5 protein-coding genes are annotated in these 3,774 nt (G+C 44.4%); 4 read left to right on the top strand and 1 reads right to left on the bottom strand.

The window, feature by feature from the left end; translation table 11 throughout:
• Positions 1 to 113: 113 nt before the first annotated feature.
• Positions 114 to 1,181, bottom strand: coding sequence for a branched-chain amino acid aminotransferase (locus tag WAM07_RS02145; protein ID WP_422164381.1), 1,068 nt, complete (start codon positions 1,179 to 1,181; stop codon positions 114 to 116).
• Between the two features lie 311 nt (positions 1,182 to 1,492).
• On the opposite strand from WAM07_RS02145, the gene WAM07_RS02140 reads away from it, so the two are divergent.
• The 4 genes from WAM07_RS02140 (at position 1,493) to WAM07_RS02125 (ending at position 3,750) form a co-directional block, all read left to right on the top strand.
• On the top strand, positions 1,493 to 1,741 hold the full coding sequence (locus WAM07_RS02140) for a hypothetical protein (RefSeq protein ID WP_422164380.1): 249 nt from the start codon (positions 1,493 to 1,495) through the stop codon (positions 1,739 to 1,741).
• Positions 1,742 to 1,765: 24 nt separating this feature from the next.
• A complete protein-coding gene (locus tag WAM07_RS02135) occupies positions 1,766 to 1,957 on the top strand; it encodes a hypothetical protein (RefSeq protein ID WP_422164378.1) in 192 nt (63 codons plus the stop codon).
• Between the two features lie 102 nt (positions 1,958 to 2,059).
• Positions 2,060 to 2,749 (top strand): response regulator transcription factor, encoded by a 690-nt coding sequence (locus tag WAM07_RS02130; RefSeq protein ID WP_422164376.1) that lies wholly within the window; start codon positions 2,060 to 2,062, stop codon positions 2,747 to 2,749.
• Complete coding sequence (locus tag WAM07_RS02125) at positions 2,746 to 3,750, top strand: sensor histidine kinase (RefSeq protein WP_422164374.1); 1,005 nt, start codon at positions 2,746 to 2,748, stop codon at positions 3,748 to 3,750. The genes WAM07_RS02130 and WAM07_RS02125 overlap by 4 nt, the downstream gene beginning before the upstream one ends.
• The last annotated feature ends 24 nt before the right edge of the window (positions 3,751 to 3,774 follow it).

Genomic DNA, 3,774 nt, shown 5'->3' with positions numbered 1-3,774 from the left:
CATCCGCAACTATATGAAATAACCCAAAAGAAAGAAGAGTAAAAAAACTCCACCTCAGGTCATCCAAATATTGGATGACCTGAGGTGGAATAATTTGTATTTGTATATGGGCTTTAGACTTCGACGGTCCATCCGTGGTCGTCTTCTTTTCTTCCTCGCTGAATTCCGGTTACAGTATCATAGAGCTTCTGTGCTACCGGCCCGATCTCATGATCATTGATAACCATCTTCTTACCAAGCCAATTGAATTCCCCTACCGGAGAAATGACAGCAGCGGTACCTGCGCCAAAGGCTTCTTCCAATTTACCTTCTTCATAGTACTGATACAGTTCATCAATCGAGATTCTTCTCTCATTTACCGTCCAGCCCCACTCTTTCAGTAGTTCAAGAATGGAGGTACGGGTAATCCCTCTAAGAATGCTTCCACTTAAAGCCGGCGTCACGATCTCTCCATCAATCTTGAAAAAGATATTCATACTGCCGACCTCTTCAATGTAGCGCTTCTCGACACCGTCGAGCCAGAGTACATCGGCATTCCCTTCCTTGCTCGCTTTCGCCTGCGCCTGATAGCCGGAGGAGTAGTTGCCGGCCGTTTTCGCCATTCCGGTTCCGCCTTTCACCGCACGCGTAAATTCTTCTTCGACGTTAATCGTGACCGGACGAATGCCGCCTGAAAAATAAGGACCTACCGGTGAAAGAATAATCATAAACTTATACATCTTCGAAGGTGCCACAGCAAGACTCGGTTCCGTCGCTATAATGAACGGACGGATATATAAGGACGTGCCTTCAAATTCCGGCACCCAGTCCCTTTCCAAATGGACCAGCTCTTTCAAGTAATCCATGACTGCTTCTTCATCAATCGGCGGAATGCTCAAACGTTCGCTGGAAAGATTCAAACGCTCAAAGTTTTTTTCAGGTCTGAACAATAGTACACGACCGTCATCGGTGCGATAGGCTTTCAAGCCCTCAAATACGGTCTGGCCGTAATGAAAAATCATGGCAGCAGGATCAAGGGTCAGTGGTTCATAGGGAACGATCCGCGGCTCATGCCACCCTTTGCTCTCTTCATAATCCATCACAAACATATGGTCCGTAAATGTTCGGCCAAAAGGGATCTGGCCGCTATCCGGTTTTTGCTTTCTAAGGCGACTTTCTACAGTAGTTAATGATCGAGTCATAGGACAAATCTCCTTTTCCTGTCTTTGTTTACATCTATTCTTTAAATGAACAAAGGATTAGATATTAGTATTCATTGTACGTGGAACGGCTGGACTTTTAAAGAGTCAGGTCTCCATTTTTTAGAAAATTTGAATAAAGGTTCGTGAATGGATCAGCGAAAAAGATCCAAATTGTATTTTCTATAGGATCGTATGGACGCCTCTTTTTTCTTAATTGTAATAATATGGTATTTTTGTTATATACAATGAATGGAATCAAAGATCTTCAGCAGTGTTAGGTTAGCTTGCACATACAAGGGGAGGTTATTTAAGTGAACAGGTTCGTAAAGAACTTAGGACAAATCGTGATGATCCTCTCTACTATTCTATTTATTATGGATGTAGTAAGTGGTGATTTCGGCTCTCTATCAGCTTACTGGTCAACAGGCAGCATGATCTTCGCGTTGACCCAAGGATATCGATTATATTTCGAAGAGGAGAGGAAAATCAACGGCTTTCTGTTTATGTGCGCAACGGGATCGATGTTACTTCTCGTGTTGATCATGACACTTACCGGATGATTTATGGTACTTGGAGGAATAATTATGGCACCAAGGAAAACCGCGAGAACAAATAAAGAAAAGAATAGAGATATCGCCAGTTTTATCTTTGTACTGGCCTCTATAGCTATGGGTCCTTATTTATATAACACTTTCAGCATACCAGTCAATATAGCCCTGGCACTCGTTACCTATCTACTTCTTCAGCTTGTCATCGGATGGTTATCTAACAACTGAATAACATTCCCGTTAAAAATCCCGCTCCATCTCTATAGCCCCTGCCCCGATTTTTGCTATACTTTCTTTAATCAGTAAAATGGAAAAGAGTGGTGACTCCTTGTGTTTAAAATCCTATTGGTCGAAGATGATGCGACCCTATTTACAGAAATGAAAGACCGGTTATCCCAGTGGTCCTACCAGGTGCATGGGATTGCGGATTTCACAAAAGTGATGGAAGAATTCACGGCCACCATGCCGCATCTCGTGATTATCGATATCCAGCTTCCCAAGTATGATGGGTTCCACTGGTGCCGCATGATCCGGGAACATTCCAACGTCCCGATTATCTTTCTATCTTCCCGCGACCACCCAACGGATATGGTCATGTCCATGAACCTGGGGGCCGATGATTTTGTACAGAAACCTTTTCACTTTGAAGTCTTAATTGCCAAAATCCAGGCCGTGCTCCGGCGTGTGTATAATTATAATGCGGAACCTCCCGCGCTGAAAACGTGGCTTGGTGCGACTATCGATTATGAGCGGAACCGGATTCAATACAATGAGCAAACCATTGAGCTCACGAAAAACGAAGTGTTCATCCTGAAATTACTCGTGGAACGGAAAAACAAAATCGTCAGCCGTGAGGATTTGATTACAAGCTTGTGGGAGGATGAGCGATTTGTCAGTGATAACACGCTCACGGTGAATGTGAATCGCTTAAGGAAAAAGCTATCCGACCTCGGTCTTGGTGGTTCGATTCAGACAAAAGTCGGACAGGGCTATACGGCCGTCGAAAAGGCCGAATCATGATCCGGAAATTTCTCCTGGAAAGAATCAGCTGGATTGGTTTCTTTCTTATCCTTCAGCTTCTCGCGCTGCTGATCGCCTATGTAGATACGAATCTAGCGCTAAACTCGATCTATTATTACACGTTTTTATCATCGGTCCTGTTTCTGATTTTTTTATTTATCCGGTACCAGAAGGAAACCCGATTTTACAGAGAGATGAACGACAGAGCAGCCAATCTCGATGTGACCACGATTCCCGATGGAGAAAGCCCGTTTGAAAAAATCATCGAAACAACTATGGTGGAGCAAATGGAACGGTTAAAAAAGGAATCCTCCCACAATCATTCGCTGTTGGAACAGGAAAAAGACGATATGCTCGCCTGGATTCATGAAGTCAAAACCCCGCTCACGTCGATGCACTTAATCTTTGATCGCATCAGCGACCAGAAAACACGGTCCCAGCTCACCTACGAATGGCTGCGAATTCACTTGCTGCTCGATCAGCAGTTACATAAAAAGCGGATGCCTTTTATCGAAAATGATTTATACATGGAGGAGATTCATCTGGAGCCGCTGATTTTCTCAGAATTGAAGACCCTGCAATCCTGGTGTATTCAAAAAGGGATCGGCTTTGATATCGATTTGGAAGTGGCGTCCGTTTTATCTGACAGCAAGTGGCTCGCCTTTATGCTCCGGCAGCTTCTCACCAATGCGGTTAAATACAGCGAAGCCTCTGAAATTATGGTACGCAGCTTCGATGAAAATGGACAAACCAGTCTGGCTGTCACCGATTCGGGACGAGGAATTGACGCAAGAGATCTGCCGAGGATTTTTGATAAAGGGTTTACGTCGACGACCGCTCACCATGATCATGCCGCCACCGGGATGGGGCTGTACTTAACTCGTAAAGCTGCCGACTCCCTGAACATGAACATAGAGGTCGATTCTAAACTTGGAGAGGGCACGACGTTTACGCTGATTTTTCCTAAGCGGAATGATTTTCTGGAGATTCGAGAGCTATAGTGTGGTAAAAAGCTTGTAAAAAGC

This window comes from Halobacillus sp. (assembly GCF_049282395.1).
Taxonomy (GTDB): Bacteria; Bacillota; Bacilli; order Bacillales; family Halobacillaceae; genus Halobacillus.
Note: the sequence above shows the minus strand (reverse complement) of the source record. Positions and strands in the feature narration are given on the sequence as shown.

What these genes read in the sequence shown, in the direction of transcription:
- WAM07_RS02145 (WP_422164381.1), bottom strand. Translation starts at nt 1,181, where the DNA reads ATGACTCGATCATTAACTACTGTAGAAAGTCGCCTTAGAAAGCAAAAA.
- WAM07_RS02135 (WP_422164378.1), top strand. Translation starts at nt 1,766, where the DNA reads ATGGCACCAAGGAAAACCGCGAGAACAAATAAAGAAAAGAATAGAGAT.
- WAM07_RS02125 (WP_422164374.1), top strand. Translation starts at nt 2,746, where the DNA reads ATGATCCGGAAATTTCTCCTGGAAAGAATCAGCTGGATTGGTTTCTTT.